Origin of the sequence: Lysinibacillus sphaericus (assembly GCF_001629735.1) — a bacterium.
Taxonomy (GTDB): Bacteria; Bacillota; Bacilli; order Bacillales_A; family Planococcaceae; genus Lysinibacillus; species Lysinibacillus pinottii.
Window position 1 is genome coordinate 3,118,522 of the sequence record NZ_CP015224.1, and the last position, 14,049, is coordinate 3,132,570.

General features: G+C 43.4%; 8 protein-coding genes, 16 tRNA genes and 3 rRNA genes. 3 read left to right on the top strand and 24 right to left on the bottom strand.

All coding sequences use genetic code 11. The features are described 5' to 3' along the window. Positions 1 to 25 precede the first annotated feature (25 nt). The 20 genes from A2J09_RS15305 to A2J09_RS15400 all read right to left on the bottom strand — a co-directional run bounded on the left by A2J09_RS15305 (position 26) and on the right by A2J09_RS15400 (position 7,781). Positions 26 to 106 (bottom strand) — tRNA-Leu (locus tag A2J09_RS15305). Positions 107 to 153: 47 nt separating this feature from the next. Beyond that, positions 154 to 227 (bottom strand) — tRNA-Cys (locus A2J09_RS15310). 8 nt (positions 228 to 235) lie between these two features. Continuing rightward, positions 236 to 310 (bottom strand) — tRNA-Gly (locus A2J09_RS15315). 6 nt (positions 311 to 316) lie between these two features. After that, a tRNA-Gln gene (locus A2J09_RS15320) sits at positions 317 to 391 on the bottom strand. 4 nt (positions 392 to 395) lie between these two features. Further along, a tRNA-His gene (locus A2J09_RS15325) sits at positions 396 to 471 on the bottom strand. 44 nt (positions 472 to 515) lie between these two features. After that, a tRNA-His gene (locus tag A2J09_RS15330) sits at positions 516 to 591 on the bottom strand. Positions 592 to 603: 12 nt separating this feature from the next. After that, positions 604 to 677, bottom strand: a tRNA-Trp gene (locus A2J09_RS15335). A gap of 23 nt (positions 678 to 700) precedes the next feature. Further along, a tRNA-Tyr gene (locus A2J09_RS15340) sits at positions 701 to 784 on the bottom strand. Positions 785 to 793: 9 nt separating this feature from the next. Continuing rightward, positions 794 to 869: transfer RNA gene (locus A2J09_RS15345), tRNA-Thr, on the bottom strand. Positions 870 to 879: 10 nt separating this feature from the next. Then, positions 880 to 952: transfer RNA gene (locus A2J09_RS15350), tRNA-Phe, on the bottom strand. A gap of 16 nt (positions 953 to 968) precedes the next feature. Further along, positions 969 to 1,044: transfer RNA gene (locus A2J09_RS15355), tRNA-Asp, on the bottom strand. Between the two features lie 3 nt (positions 1,045 to 1,047). After that, a tRNA-Met gene (locus A2J09_RS15360) sits at positions 1,048 to 1,122 on the bottom strand. A gap of 25 nt (positions 1,123 to 1,147) precedes the next feature. Beyond that, positions 1,148 to 1,223, bottom strand: a tRNA-Val gene (locus A2J09_RS15365). Positions 1,224 to 1,242: 19 nt separating this feature from the next. Beyond that, positions 1,243 to 1,317, bottom strand: a tRNA-Glu gene (locus tag A2J09_RS15370). A 24-nt stretch (positions 1,318 to 1,341) separates the two neighbouring features. Next, positions 1,342 to 1,433 (bottom strand) — tRNA-Ser (locus A2J09_RS15375). A 5-nt stretch (positions 1,434 to 1,438) separates the two neighbouring features. Beyond that, positions 1,439 to 1,515, bottom strand: a tRNA-Asn gene (locus A2J09_RS15380). A 16-nt stretch (positions 1,516 to 1,531) separates the two neighbouring features. Then, positions 1,532 to 1,647: ribosomal RNA gene (gene rrf, locus A2J09_RS15385) — 5S ribosomal RNA — on the bottom strand. Positions 1,648 to 1,759: 112 nt separating this feature from the next. After that, positions 1,760 to 4,687: ribosomal RNA gene (locus A2J09_RS15390) — 23S ribosomal RNA — on the bottom strand. A 308-nt stretch (positions 4,688 to 4,995) separates the two neighbouring features. After that, a 16S ribosomal RNA gene (locus A2J09_RS15395) occupies positions 4,996 to 6,547 on the bottom strand. The 16S, 23S and 5S rRNA genes sit together here with 16 tRNA genes alongside, the layout of an rRNA operon. A 346-nt stretch (positions 6,548 to 6,893) precedes the next feature. Next, complete coding sequence (locus A2J09_RS15400) at positions 6,894 to 7,781, bottom strand: nucleotidyltransferase-like protein (protein ID WP_031416904.1); 888 nt, start codon at positions 7,779 to 7,781, stop codon at positions 6,894 to 6,896. Positions 7,782 to 7,927: 146 nt separating this feature from the next. On the opposite strand from A2J09_RS15400, the gene A2J09_RS15405 reads away from it, so the two are divergent. Continuing rightward, entirely contained in the window at positions 7,928 to 8,281 is a 354-nt protein-coding gene (locus tag A2J09_RS15405; protein WP_008173457.1) for a YgzB family protein, read from the top strand. Positions 8,282 to 8,302: 21 nt separating this feature from the next. Here the strand turns inward: A2J09_RS15405 and perR are convergent, their stop codons facing one another. From perR to bcp, 3 genes are all read right to left on the bottom strand, one after another. Further along, entirely contained in the window at positions 8,303 to 8,746 is a 444-nt protein-coding gene (gene perR, locus A2J09_RS15410; RefSeq protein ID WP_031416903.1) for a peroxide-responsive transcriptional repressor PerR, read from the bottom strand. Between the two features lie 118 nt (positions 8,747 to 8,864). Continuing rightward, positions 8,865 to 9,809, bottom strand: coding sequence for a D-2-hydroxyacid dehydrogenase (locus A2J09_RS15415; protein WP_012292124.1), 945 nt, complete (start codon positions 9,807 to 9,809; stop codon positions 8,865 to 8,867). Beyond that, the gene (gene bcp / locus A2J09_RS15420) at positions 9,806 to 10,282 is read right to left on the bottom strand and encodes a thioredoxin-dependent thiol peroxidase (protein WP_012292123.1); all 477 of its coding nucleotides are present in this window, start codon (positions 10,280 to 10,282) and stop codon (positions 9,806 to 9,808) included. Before bcp ends, A2J09_RS15415 begins: the two co-directional genes overlap by 4 nt. Before the next feature lie 129 nt (positions 10,283 to 10,411). Here bcp and A2J09_RS15425 point away from each other — a divergent pair, with 129 nt between their 5' ends. Next, positions 10,412 to 11,701, top strand: coding sequence for a glutamate-1-semialdehyde 2,1-aminomutase (locus A2J09_RS15425; RefSeq protein WP_031416899.1), 1,290 nt, complete (start codon positions 10,412 to 10,414; stop codon positions 11,699 to 11,701). 132 nt (positions 11,702 to 11,833) lie between these two features. Further along, positions 11,834 to 12,922: an FUSC family protein gene (locus A2J09_RS15430; protein WP_008173466.1), complete on the top strand. Its 1,089-nt coding sequence runs from the start codon at positions 11,834 to 11,836 to the stop codon at positions 12,920 to 12,922. Positions 12,923 to 13,013: 91 nt separating this feature from the next. Here the strand turns inward: A2J09_RS15430 and A2J09_RS15435 are convergent, their stop codons facing one another. Next, entirely contained in the window at positions 13,014 to 14,048 is a 1,035-nt protein-coding gene (locus A2J09_RS15435) for a toxic anion resistance protein (protein WP_031416897.1), read from the bottom strand. Position 14,049: the final 1 nt, after the last annotated feature.

Consider the following 14,049-nt stretch of genomic DNA (forward strand, 5'->3'; position numbering starts at 1 on the left):
AATGTAACGTATATGTACGTAATGATACCGGTGGTCGGGGTCGAACCGACACTCCAAAGGAACACGATTTTGAGTCGTGCGCGTCTGCCAATTCCGCCACACCGGCATAATGGAGATAAAAAAAATCGGATAAACCGATTAGCAGTAAAAATATGGAGGCGGCAACCGGATTTGAACCGGTGATAAAGGTGTTGCAGACCTGTGCCTTACCACTTGGCTATGCCGCCATCATACTTGGAGCGGAAGACGAGGTTCGAACTCGCGACCCCCACCTTGGCAAGGTGGTGTTCTACCACTGAACTACTTCCGCAAAAAATGGCTGGGGTACTAGGATTCGAACCTAGGCATGACGGAATCAAAATCCGTTGCCTTACCGCTTGGCTATACCCCAACTATGGGGCGACTGATGGGAATCGAACCCACGAATGCCGGAACCACAATCCGGTGCGTTAACCACTTCGCCACAATCGCCATTATATTATAGTTATTATTATGAAATTTACTTTATTCTTGAATGGGGCGACTGATGGGAATCGAACCCACGAATGCCGGAACCACAATCCGGTGCGTTAACCACTTCGCCACAATCGCCATAAAATAAATTGGCAGGGGCAGTAGGAATCGAACCCACACCAAAGGTTTTGGAGACCTCTATTCTACCGTTGAACTATGCCCCTATTTAAAAATAAAAAAATAAAACTGGTGGAGGGGGACGGATTCGAACCGCCGAACCCTAAGGAGCGGATTTACAGTCCGCCGCGTTTAGCCACTTCGCTACCCCTCCGGGAATTCATGGTGCCGGCGATAGGAGTCGAACCCACGACCTACTGATTACAAGTCAGTTGCTCTACCAACTGAGCTACACCGGCAAAAAAATGATGGGTCAGGACGGAATCGAACCGCCGACACTTAGAGCTTCAATCTAATGCTCTACCAACTGAGCTACTGACCCATATATTATAAAAAAATGGCGGTCCCGACCGGGATCGAACCGGCGATCTCCTGCGTGACAGGCAGGCATGTTAACCGCTACACCACGGGACCATTTGGTTGCGGGGGCCGGATTTGAACCAACGACCTTCGGGTTATGAGCCCGACGAGCTACCACTGCTCCACCCCGCGTTAATGATATATGTTGTTTTTAAAATGGTGGAGGATGACGGGCTCGAACCGCCGACCCTCTGCTTGTAAGGCAGATGCTCTCCCAGCTGAGCTAATCCTCCATCTGGGTATAAAAATGAATGGTGACCCCTACGGGATTCGAACCCGTGTTACCGCCGTGAAAGGGCGGTGTCTTAACCACTTGACCAAGGGGCCTTCGTTTGGAATAATTAAAAGTGCTGGCGGAGAGTAAGGGATTTGAACCCTTGAGACAGTGTTAACCGCCTACACGATTTCCAATCGTGCTCCTTCGGCCACTCGGACAACTCTCCAAGAATGGCTCCGAAGGCAGGACTCGAACCTGCGACAACCTGATTAACAGTCAGGTGCTACTACCAACTGAGCTACTTCGGAATAATTTTAGTATACAGCCTAGCGACGTCCTACTCTCACAGGGGGAAGCCCCCAACTACCATCGGCGCTAAAGAGCTTAACTTCCGTGTTCGGTATGGGAACGGGTGTGACCTCTTTGCCATCATCACTAGACTATTTGAAAGACAATACTTATTATAACATATTTTATCAAAATTACAAGTATATTATAATAATTTTATTCTTTCAAAACTGGATAAACGGTTCATTGAATGCTTCAAACTTTTTGGTTAAGTCCTCGATCGATTAGTATTCGTCAGCTCCATGTGTCACCACACTTCCACCTCGAACCTATCTACCTCATCGTCTTTGAGGGATCTTACTTACTTGCGTAATGGGAAATCTCATCTTGAGGGGGGCTTCATGCTTAGATGCTTTCAGCACTTATCCCGTCCACACATAGCTACCCAGCGATGCCTTTGGCAAGACAACTGGTACACCAGCGGTGTGTCCATCCCGGTCCTCTCGTACTAAGGACAGCTCCTCTCAAATTTCCTACGCCCACGACGGATAGGGACCGAACTGTCTCACGACGTTCTGAACCCAGCTCGCGTACCGCTTTAATGGGCGAACAGCCCAACCCTTGGGACCGACTACAGCCCCAGGATGCGATGAGCCGACATCGAGGTGCCAAACCTCCCCGTCGATGTGGACTCTTGGGGGAGATAAGCCTGTTATCCCCGGGGTAGCTTTTATCCGTTGAGCGATGGCCCTTCCATGCGGAACCACCGGATCACTAAGCCCGTCTTTCGACCCTGCTCGACTTGTAGGTCTCGCAGTCAAGCTCCCTTGTGCCTTTACACTCTACGAATGATTTCCAACCATTCTGAGGGAACCTTTGGGCGCCTCCGTTACCTTTTAGGAGGCGACCGCCCCAGTCAAACTGTCCGCCTGACACTGTCTCCTGCCCCGCTAAGGGGCATGGGTTAGAATTTCAATACAACCAGGGTAGTATCCCACCGACGCCTCCTTCGAAGCTGGCGCTCCGAGATCTCTGGCTCCTACCTATCCTGTACAAGTTGTACCAAAATTCAATATCAGGCTACAGTAAAGCTCCACGGGGTCTTTCCGTCCTGTCGCGGGTAACCTGCATCTTCACAGGTACTATAATTTCACCGAGTCTCTCGTTGAGACAGTGCCCAGATCGTTACGCCTTTCGTGCGGGTCGGAACTTACCCGACAAGGAATTTCGCTACCTTAGGACCGTTATAGTTACGGCCGCCGTTTACTGGGGCTTCAATTCGCAGCTTCGCTTGCGCTAACCACTCCTCTTAACCTTCCAGCACCGGGCAGGCGTCAGCCCCTATACGTCACCTTACGGTTTTGCAGAGACCTGTGTTTTTGCTAAACAGTCGCCTGGGCCTATTCACTGCGGCTCTCATGCGCTTGCACGCTCAAGAGCACCCCTTCTCCCGAAGTTACGGGGTCATTTTGCCGAGTTCCTTAACGAGAGTTCTCTCGCACACCTTAGGATTCTCTCCTCGACTACCTGTGTCGGTTTGCGGTACGGGCACCTCTCACCTCGATAGAGGCTTTTCTTGGCAGTGTGAAATCAGGAACTTCGTCCATACGGACTCGCCATCACAGCTCAACGTTACAGTGTGCGGATTTGCCTACACACACGCCTTACTGCTTGGACGCGCATAACCAACAGCGCGCTTACCCTATCCTACTGCGTCCCCCCATTTCTCAAACGGTGAGGAGGTGGTACAGGAATATCAACCTGTTGTCCATCGCCTACGCCTATCGGCCTCGGCTTAGGTCCCGACTAACCCTGAGCGGACGAGCCTTCCTCAGGAAACCTTAGTCATACGGTGGACGGGATTCTCACCCGTCTTTCGCTACTCATACCGGCATTCTCACTTCTAAGCGCTCCACCAGTCCTTCCGGTCTGACTTCAACGCACTTAGAACGCTCTCCTACCACTGACATCGTAGATGTCAATCCACAGCTTCGGTGAATCGTTTAGCCCCGATACATTTTCGGCGCAGCGTCACTCGACCAGTGAGCTATTACGCACTCTTTAAATGATGGCTGCTTCTAAGCCAACATCCTGGTTGTCTGTGCAACGCCACATCCTTTTCCACTTAACGATTACTTTGGGACCTTAGCTGGTGGTCTGGGCTGTTTCCCTTTTGACTACGGATCTTATCACTCGCAGTCTGACTCCCGTGTATAAATATCTGGCATTCGGAGTTTGTCTGAATTCGGTAAACCGGGATGGCCCCCTAGTCCAAACAGTGCTCTACCTCCAGTATTCTCATCACGAGGCTAGCCCTAAAGCTATTTCGGAGAGAACCAGCTATCTCCAAGTTCGATTGGAATTTCTCCGCTACCCACACCTCATCCCCGCACTTTTCAACGTGCGTGGGTTCGGGCCTCCAGTAAGTGTTACCTTACCTTCACCCTGGACATGGGTAGATCACCTGGTTTCGGGTCTACGACCACGTACTATTTCGCCCTATTCAGACTCGCTTTCGCTGCGGCTCCGCCTTCTAAAGCTTAACCTCGCACGTAATCGTAACTCGCCGGTTCATTCTACAAAAGGCACGCTATCACCCATTAACGGGCTCTAACTACTTGTAGGCACACGGTTTCAGGATCTCTTTCACTCCCCTTCCGGGGTGCTTTTCACCTTTCCCTCACGGTACTGGTTCACTATCGGTCACTAGGTAGTATTTAGCCTTGGGAGATGGTCCTCCCGGATTCCGACGGAATTTCACGTGTTCCGCCGTACTCAGGATCCACTCAGGAGAGAACGAACTTTCGACTACAGGGCTTTTACCTGCTCTGGCGGACCTTTCCAAGTCGCTTCATCTAACTCGTTCTTTTGTAACTCCGTATTGAGTGTCCTACAACCCCAAGAGGCAAGCCTCTTGGTTTGGGCTCTTCCCGTTTCGCTCGCCGCTACTCAGGGAATCGATTTTTCTTTCTCTTCCTCCAGGTACTTAGATGTTTCAGTTCCCTGGGTCTGCCTTCAAGACGCTATGTATTCACGTCAAGATACTACGCGATTAAACGTAGTGGGTTCCCCCATTCGGAAATCTCCGGATCAAAGCTCACTTACAGCTCCCCGAAGCATATCGGTGTTAGTGCCGTCCTTCTTCGGCTCCTAGTGCCAAGGCATTCGCCGTGCGCCCTTAATAACTTAACCTATCAGCTTTCCATACACTTCACATTTCGTTGTCAGCCTCACTCGTTCAATCAGTCACGTACTGAAGTACGCTCCTTCATTTACTCGATTGCTTCCTAGAACTGCTCGTGTCTGAAAACCTTATCATGTTATTAAGCCTATAAAAAAACTTAAAAAAATAAATGTGTTTGTTACAATTTCAATGTCGTTTTATCCAGTTTTCAAAGAACAAGTTTTGAAGTATTTCATTCAGAAAGAATGAACCTTCAAAACTGAACGCAAAACGTAATCTTACAAACCCTAGGTTTGTATTCCGAAAATATCCTTAGAAAGGAGGTGATCCAGCCGCACCTTCCGATACGGCTACCTTGTTACGACTTCACCCCAATCATCTATCCCACCTTCGGCGGCTGGCTCCAAAAGGTTACCTCACCGACTTCGGGTGTTACAAACTCTCGTGGTGTGACGGGCGGTGTGTACAAGGCCCGGGAACGTATTCACCGCGGCATGCTGATCCGCGATTACTAGCGATTCCGGCTTCATGTAGGCGAGTTGCAGCCTACAATCCGAACTGAGAACGACTTTATCGGATTAGCTCCCTCTCGCGAGTTGGCAACCGTTTGTATCGTCCATTGTAGCACGTGTGTAGCCCAGGTCATAAGGGGCATGATGATTTGACGTCATCCCCACCTTCCTCCGGTTTGTCACCGGCAGTCACCTTAGAGTGCCCAACTAAATGATGGCAACTAAGATCAAGGGTTGCGCTCGTTGCGGGACTTAACCCAACATCTCACGACACGAGCTGACGACAACCATGCACCACCTGTCACCGTTGCCCCCGAAGGGGAAACCATATCTCTACAGTGGTCAACGGGATGTCAAGACCTGGTAAGGTTCTTCGCGTTGCTTCGAATTAAACCACATGCTCCACCGCTTGTGCGGGCCCCCGTCAATTCCTTTGAGTTTCAGTCTTGCGACCGTACTCCCCAGGCGGAGTGCTTAATGCGTTAGCTGCAGCACTAAGGGGCGGAAACCCCCTAACACTTAGCACTCATCGTTTACGGCGTGGACTACCAGGGTATCTAATCCTGTTTGCTCCCCACGCTTTCGCGCCTCAGTGTCAGTTACAGACCAGATAGTCGCCTTCGCCACTGGTGTTCCTCCAAATCTCTACGCATTTCACCGCTACACTTGGAATTCCACTATCCTCTTCTGCACTCAAGTCTCCCAGTTTCCAATGACCCTCCACGGTTGAGCCGTGGGCTTTCACATCAGACTTAAGAAACCACCTGCGCGCGCTTTACGCCCAATAATTCCGGACAACGCTTGCCACCTACGTATTACCGCGGCTGCTGGCACGTAGTTAGCCGTGGCTTTCTAATAAGGTACCGTCAAGGTACAGCCAGTTACTACTGTACTTGTTCTTCCCTTACAACAGAGTTTTACGAACCGAAATCCTTCTTCACTCACGCGGCGTTGCTCCATCAGGCTTTCGCCCATTGTGGAAGATTCCCTACTGCTGCCTCCCGTAGGAGTCTGGGCCGTGTCTCAGTCCCAGTGTGGCCGATCACCCTCTCAGGTCGGCTACGCATCGTCGCCTTGGTGAGCCGTTACCTCACCAACTAGCTAATGCGCCGCGGGCCCATCCTATAGCGACAGCCGAAACCGTCTTTCAATATTTCACCATGAGGTGAAACAGATTATTCGGTATTAGCCCCGGTTTCCCGGAGTTATCCCAAACTATAAGGTAGGTTGCCCACGTGTTACTCACCCGTCCGCCGCTAACGTCAAAGGAGCAAGCTCCTTCTCTGTTCGCTCGACTTGCATGTATTAGGCACGCCGCCAGCGTTCGTCCTGAGCCAGGATCAAACTCTCCATAAAAGAAATTTGATTAGCTCAAATTGTTTTGCTGGCATCATTTTGATGTCCAAAATTTTATTTCGTTCACTAGCTAGGCTAGCTACTTAAAACTTTATTGATTACGTTTTGCTTGTTCAGTTTTCAAGGTTCATTATTTAAGTCGTTTTTTCAGCGACTTCTTTATATTAACATCTCACTCAAAACATGTCAACTATTTTTGAAAAAGTTTTTTATGTTTTTCATCGAGTTACTTGTTATGTCTTAGCGACAATTAATATAATACAATATCATTATAATATTCGTCAACTACTTTTTTAAAAAAATATCGAGGTATTTTTTAGATACCTCGATTACAAGCATACTACAGTCATTGACCAATTTCTAGAGCTTCTTTATCGACCTTGTAATGACGGTGAAAGATCATCTCGTTTTTCGCAGTAACTGGCTCTATATGAATATACCCCTTATCCACTAAGTATTCGACAAATACTTCTAAATCCACAGAGTAATTCATGAGTTCATGATGGTCATGTAGCTCTTGAATCGACCATGTTTCTTTTGTTTGCATCACTTCTAATATATGTTGTGCTCCATCTCGTGTTCGAGAATGTATTAAAAACTCACTTGCTAAGAATAAAAGTTCTAAGCGTTTTTCAATTGGCTCATTACTCGTCACCAGTTCTTCGTACAGCTTATAAATCGCTGGTTCAATTTTTTTCACTTGCCCCCATACAGTTACTTCAGGGTATAGACCACTATCAATGATTGATAAACGCCCCAAATGGTGTAAGGAATCAACTACATGATTATATGCATCCAAATAACTGCCCTTATCAAAGTATTCCTTCCCCTCCAAATAACGACGTATTAACTTGGAAAATTGAATGCCTGTCTTAATCTTACGGCCACTATACGGAAATTCCTGTAATTCTATTTTTAGTTTATGCAGGAATTCATTCCGATCAAATAGTACTCTGCCAAAGAAAATCCAATCGACTACCTTCTTATTAGATCCGATTAGAAGCCATTTTCGTATTAGTTTCTCCGTAACCGTATGTAGAGCGACTTTATTTCCTTCATATAAGTAATGTTTTGAAAAGACTGGCTGCTCTGCTTCTTTTACAATAATTAATAAAACAGTATCAAATGTATCTGTAACGTTACTTTGCTCCTCACGTTTTTCCACTAAAATAACGCCTAATGTATTTGACTGACTCGCACGTTCTTGGTATATAGGACGCAATACTTGCTCCATGTTCAGCCCCCCTTTATTCATATAGCTTCCCTTGTTCCGTTAAAAATTCGACATACTCTAAAAGTATTCCTTCTTTGATTTACCTCAAAGCTAAAATACTTTGCCCTTATATGTTATAGTAGATTTTAGATTGGGAGGCAAGATAAATGAAACCTTATAAAAGTAAAATTAATAAAATTCGTTCATTCGCTTTAGCACTAATCTTTATTGGTTTTATTGTAATGTACGGAGGTATATTCTTTAAAAATAGCCCAATATTAGTTTTAATTTTCATGACATTAGGTGTTTTATGTATTATTGGTAGTACAGTTGTCTATGCCTGGATAGGTTTATTATCAACACGAGCCATTCAAGTTGAGTGTCCTAATTGCCATAAACATACAAAAGTTTTAGGCAGAGTCGATATGTGCATGTATTGCAATGAGCCATTAACGCTTGATCCTACTCTTGAAGGTAAAGAGTTCGACCAATCCTATAATCATAAAACGAAAAAATCCTAGCCCGTTAACGAGCTAGGATTTTTATTGTACTTTAGCAGTAACACCTTTACATGATGGACATGTGCCGTATATCTCTAAACGATGCGAATGCACATCAAAGTCAGTTACCTGTGATGCAAAATGCTCTATTTCATCGAGCCCAGGATAATGGAAATCGACGATCTTGCCACAGCATTCACAAATCATATGGTAATGATCATTTGTCACGAAATCAAAGCGGCTTGAAGCATCTCCATAAGTAAGCTCTTTCACAAGACCTACCTCACGAAATACTCGCAGGTTATTATAAACAGTCGCTACACTCATATTAGGAAATTTCCCTTCAAGTGCTTTATAAATTTCATCGGCAGTAGGATGTGCCATAGATTGAATTAGATATTCCAAAATAGCATGACGCTGAGGAGTAATACGTACACCAGTTGTTTTTAACGTGTCCAGTGCATCCTGTAAATGCGTTGTAGACATCGTCATGCACCTCTTCCATAAGTATTATTAATTTATAATTGTTATAAATAGTGTATCCAATTAGCGCTACTTCGTCAACAATCACACATACTAATCCTCTAATTTCATCGTTTTTTTCTTAATATCCTCTCGATAGCTCCATGACATTTTCTAAATCTCTGTCACCTCTTAGCCATTTTGTTAAGCTGGTCTTAAAAATTTCTAAGCTTCGTTCCACATAACGAGATGAATGGCTTGAGACATGTGGTGATACTATGACATTTGGCAATGCCCATAGTGGATTGTCTGATGACAGAGGTTCTTCTTCAAATACATCCAAAACGGCATATCCTATTTCTCCATCTTCGAGCGCCTGAATGAGTACCTTTTCATCAACTAAATTCCCTCGGCCAAAATTCATGAAAATTGCACTGCTCTTCATAGCTATAAAATGTTCTTCATTTAATAAATGCGTTGTTTCTTGTGTTTTTGGCAACACAGAAATGACAATATCAGCACTCGGCAAAACTTCTATTAATTGCTCAAAGCTAATCATCTTATCCATGTTTGACGCTTCATTTCCAGAGCGATTGCAGCCAATAGTCGTCACACCAAAGGCTTGTAATAAGCGCCCCACTTCCGAGCCAATAGCGCCTGGACCTAAAATAAGCGCTGTACTATCTCGTAATTCAGTTTGTTTGGCTTTTTTTGACCATTCACCTTTCTTTTGTTGCTCATACATCCAAGGTAAAGCACGTTTAATGGCTAAAATATGGGCTAGCATTGATTCTGCCATAGGTGTTTTATGGATACCTCGTACATTAGAAACTAAAATACCACGCTCCATAATAGCTTGAGCAGGCATTTTTTCAATGCCTGCTGATGCAACAAAAATCCATTTTAACTTCGTCGCCTGTTGGATGCTCTCTGTTGTTAAATTCTCACCATATGTAACTAAAACATCCGCTTTTTGAAGCTCTTCATTTGTTATTCCACTTTCAAATATAAAATCGACTTGTGGGAATTCTGCTAATAATGGTTCCCGTAAATCTGGTCTTGGTTCAAAAGTAAAATAGATTCTCATGTTGTCGCCTCCTGTTCTGCTAAATAGGCATAAACTTCTTCAATATGATTTTTCACACGTACTTTACGCCAAGCTTTCATTAACTTACCCTCCGAATCAATTAAAAATGTGGAACGCTCAATCCCCATAAATTCACGTCCATACATTTTCTTTAAGACCCATACACCATACGCCTCCGCTACAGCATGATCTTCATCTACTAATAAAGAAAAAGGCAAGCCATGCTTATCAATAAATTTTGTATGTTTGTTTGCATCATCTGGACTAACGCCTAGAACAACAGCGTTTAAATGACTAAAGTCCTCAAACCTATCTCGAAAATCACATGCTTCAGTTGTGCAACCTGGTGTCATATCTTTTGGGTAAAAGTATAAAATTACATTCTGTCCTTTAAAATCAGTTAGCTGTACCGTCTCTCCCTTTTCATTCATAAGAGAAAAATCGGGTACCTTCTGTCCTTCTTGCAAAGTCATAATAATCTCCTCCTCTGTATGTTCATTTTACTCCAAGTAACAAATCAAGTCATATTCCTTATTTTCTTTGGATTTCTGACACTGATAGGTCTACAATAGATTACGTATAAAAAGTTAGGAGGCAATACTATGAATCACGCAAAATCTGAAGCAGTACACGCAGAGGCGTTACAACATATCGTTGGTGGTGTAAATAGCCCTTCTCGTTCATATAAAGCAGTAGGCGGTGGTTCTCCTGTGGCAATGGTTCGAGGAAAAGGCGCATATTTTTGGGATGTAGATGGCAATCGTTATATAGATTATCTTGCAGCATACGGTCCTATCGTTACAGGTCATGGGCACCCTCACATTGCTAAGGCTATTACACATGCTGCTGAAAATGGCACATTGTTTGGAACGCCGACTGAATATGAGGTTACTTTTGCAAAAATGCTAAAAGAAGCCATTCCGTCTATGGATAAAGTACGCTTTAACAACTCTGGTACAGAAGCTGTTATGACAACTATTCGTGTTGCACGTGCCTATACAGGACGTACAAAAATAATGAAATTTGCCGGATGCTACCATGGTCATTTCGATTTAGTTTTAGTAGCTGCTGGTTCAGGTCCTGCTACATTAGGAACACCAGACTCAGCAGGTGTAACGACTTCTACAGCTGAAGAAGTTATTACGGTACCTTTCAATAACCCTGAAGCTTTTACAGAAGCAATGAATACATGGGGCGATGAAATTGCAGCTATTTTAATTGAACCTATCGTAGGAAACTTTGGTATTGTTGAACCGAATCCTGGCTTCCTTGAATTAGTACACGCTACGGCCAAAGAAAAAGGAGCCTTAACAATTTACGATGAAGTTATCACGGCTTTCCGCTTCCACTACGGTGGTGCCCAAAACTTACTTGGCCTAACACCTGATCTAACAGCACTTGGTAAAGTTATTGGTGGCGGTTTACCAATTGGTGCATATGGTGGTCGTAAAGAAATTATGGATACAGTCGCACCACTAGGTCCAGCTTACCAAGCCGGAACGATGGCCGGAAATCCAGCATCTATGCAAGCAGGTATTGCGTGCTTAGAAGTGCTACAAACACCAGGCATTTACGATGAAATGGATCGACTAGGCGGGATTTTAGAAGAAGGGATTTTAGCTGCTGCTAAAGAGCATGGAGTAACCATCACATTAAATCGTCTTAAAGGGGCGCTGACAATTTACTTTACAGATGTGAAAGTAGAAAACTATGAGCAAGCCGAAAACTCTAACGGAGAAATTTTTGGTCGCTTCTTTAAACTAATGCTTGAGCAAGGCGTTAATCTAGCTCCTTCTAAATATGAAGCATGGTTCTTAACTACAGAGCATACTGAAGCAGATATTCTTGAAACAATTAAAGCTGTGAATTACGCATTTTCTCAATTATCATAATGGGTATGCAAAGGCGACTTTCTATCATAAGTCGCCTTTTTCTTATTCTTGCATACAAATCTATGTATTTTATGTGCACTTCCTTCTATAATGTAAAGAAGCTAAAAAATATGAGACAGAAAGGACATCTTTATGAAATTAGGTGCCCGTGTATTTAAAACTGGTGTCGCTATCGTATTTGCCCTGTTTATTGCAGAGCTGTTAAAACTACCTTCACCTGTTTTTGCTGGAATTGCAGCTATTTTTGCGATACAGCCTTCTATTTATCGCTCTTATCAAACCATTGTAGAGCAAGTTCAAGCAAATATTATAGGTGCAACCATTGCCGTCTTTTTCGGCTTACTTTTTGGCCATCATGTGGTTGCCATTGGCATAGCTGTCATAATAGCTATTGGTTTAATGTTGAAATTTAAACTAGAAAAATCTCTTTCGTTGGCGTTGGTATCAGTCGTGGCCATTATGGAATTCCAAGGAGAAGACTTTTTAACGTTTGGTTTAATACGCTTTGTTACTATATTAGTCGGGGTGTTAGCAGCATTTGTCGTTAATCTTGTTTTCTTACCACCGAAATATGAGATTAAACTATTCCGCAAAATTTATATTTTGCAGGATGATATTATTCGTTGGACGCGACTTGCAGTACGGCAGGCTTCTGAGCATACATCTACAAAGGGCGCATTAAGTAAATTTAAAAGCCGTATGTTACGAGTCGATACGCTGTATGATTTATATAAAGAGGAGCGTAATTATTTCAAAAATAAAAAGTATGTAAAAGCACGTAAATTGGTCGTCTATCGTCAAATGATCTTAACTTCCAAAAAAAGTTTAGAATTGCTACAACGATTGCATAACCACGAAAACGAATTAGCTAAGCTACCTACGCAATTTCACTTAATGATTCAGGAACGGCTTGATTCCTTATTAACGTATCACGAACAATTGCTCTTAAAATATACTGGGAAATTAAAGCCTGAGCATTCTGAGTGGAGTAAAAGCATCGACTATGTTCAACGCAATGAACTAATGGAAATTTTCATTAAGCAAGTAAACTTTGCTCGCGAGGAAGGCGATACGGAATTTTCTAGCTATCACTTACTCTATATTTTATCGAGGATTCTAGATTATGAGGAAAATTTAGAGCATCTAGATACACTGATTGTTTCATACCAAAGCTACCATGGCCATGAAATTAATGTAGAATTTGAAGAAGAATTCATCTAGCAACCACGTAAGCGACAGATTCACATACAGCGGATCTGTCGCTTTTTACTACAAAAAAAACCTTTAAGTAGAATTCTACTTAAAGGTAAAATTAAGGACGTAACGCAAGCAGCTGTTGCTCTGCTAGCTTACGTTTACTTGTCTGCTCACTCCGCAAATGCTGGTAATTAGCAATACCTGTAACAATTGTATCCCACATTTCTTCTAGCGTCTGTGTTTTATCCGTCTGCTGAGCAAGAGCTGTGCTTAGGTGAACCGCTTCATTGCTAGCTTCCCCAAATTGCTTCACTCGATTTTCAAAGGCAGATGCTGATTGATTTTGTAATTGTTGACGTCTTTCATTCACAGCATTCATCAGCCCCATTTTAAAAACAGGAATGGTTTTAACAAATGCGCCATGAATCTGTTCAATCAGCTCATTATTCCCATGACGTAGCATCTCAATTTGTGGAGCTGTTAAGATGGCAACCATTCGTGATTTCTCCAACTCATCTATTTTTTGTTGAAGCATTTCAGCAATTGTCTGTAAACGATTAAGCTCCATTTTGGCTACCTGATTACCTGCCTCACCCTGTTCCTCATATAATGGGATTAATGTTGTTTGCACCTCATGTAATTTCATATCAGTAGCTACGATATATTTTTCTATATCAAGGTAAAACATCAAATCTTCTTTGTATAACCGAGCGAGTAATCGATTATCCTTCGCTAATTCCTCTTCCATAAGCACAAATTGGTAATGAATTTTTTCTATATCTCTACCGAGCACATTGTATTTCGCATATACATCCTCTTCATTTTTTGATTTACGTGTAAATAGCTTCTTAAAGAAACCCTTTTGTTCAGCAAAATCTTTTTTATCGAATGTCAGCATTAAGGATTCAAGCTGTTTAAATAATTCATTGGATTCAAAAGTAGCTGATTGGGTCACTATAGCTAGAACTTGATCTGCAAATTTTGATAATTTGGTAGCTGGTTCTTTTCCCAACTCTATTAGCTCTAGCTGATTTTTTATATCAATCTGATGAGCAATTTGTTGAACCTCTTCATGTTCTCGTAATTGTTGTTTGACGGCATCTGCTGTTTCTAGTGTCAGTTGCTCAAGCGTCATTGGGATGTTTGACATG

Bases quoted from the DNA above. Each gene is read 5' to 3' on its own strand.
- A2J09_RS15400 (WP_031416904.1), bottom strand. From the start codon at position 7,781: ATGGAGCAAGTATTGCGTCCTATATACCAAGAACGTGCGAGTCAGTCA.
- A2J09_RS15405 (WP_008173457.1), top strand. From the start codon at position 7,928: ATGAAACCTTATAAAAGTAAAATTAATAAAATTCGTTCATTCGCTTTA.
- perR (WP_031416903.1), bottom strand. From the start codon at position 8,746: ATGTCTACAACGCATTTACAGGATGCACTGGACACGTTAAAAACAACT.
- A2J09_RS15415 (WP_012292124.1), bottom strand. From the start codon at position 9,809: ATGAGAATCTATTTTACTTTTGAACCAAGACCAGATTTACGGGAACCA.
- bcp (WP_012292123.1), bottom strand. From the start codon at position 10,282: ATGACTTTGCAAGAAGGACAGAAGGTACCCGATTTTTCTCTTATGAAT.
- A2J09_RS15425 (WP_031416899.1), top strand. From the start codon at position 10,412: ATGAATCACGCAAAATCTGAAGCAGTACACGCAGAGGCGTTACAACAT.
- A2J09_RS15430 (WP_008173466.1), top strand. From the start codon at position 11,834: ATGAAATTAGGTGCCCGTGTATTTAAAACTGGTGTCGCTATCGTATTT.
- A2J09_RS15435 (WP_031416897.1), bottom strand. From the start codon at position 14,048: ATGTCAAACATCCCAATGACGCTTGAGCAACTGACACTAGAAACAGCA.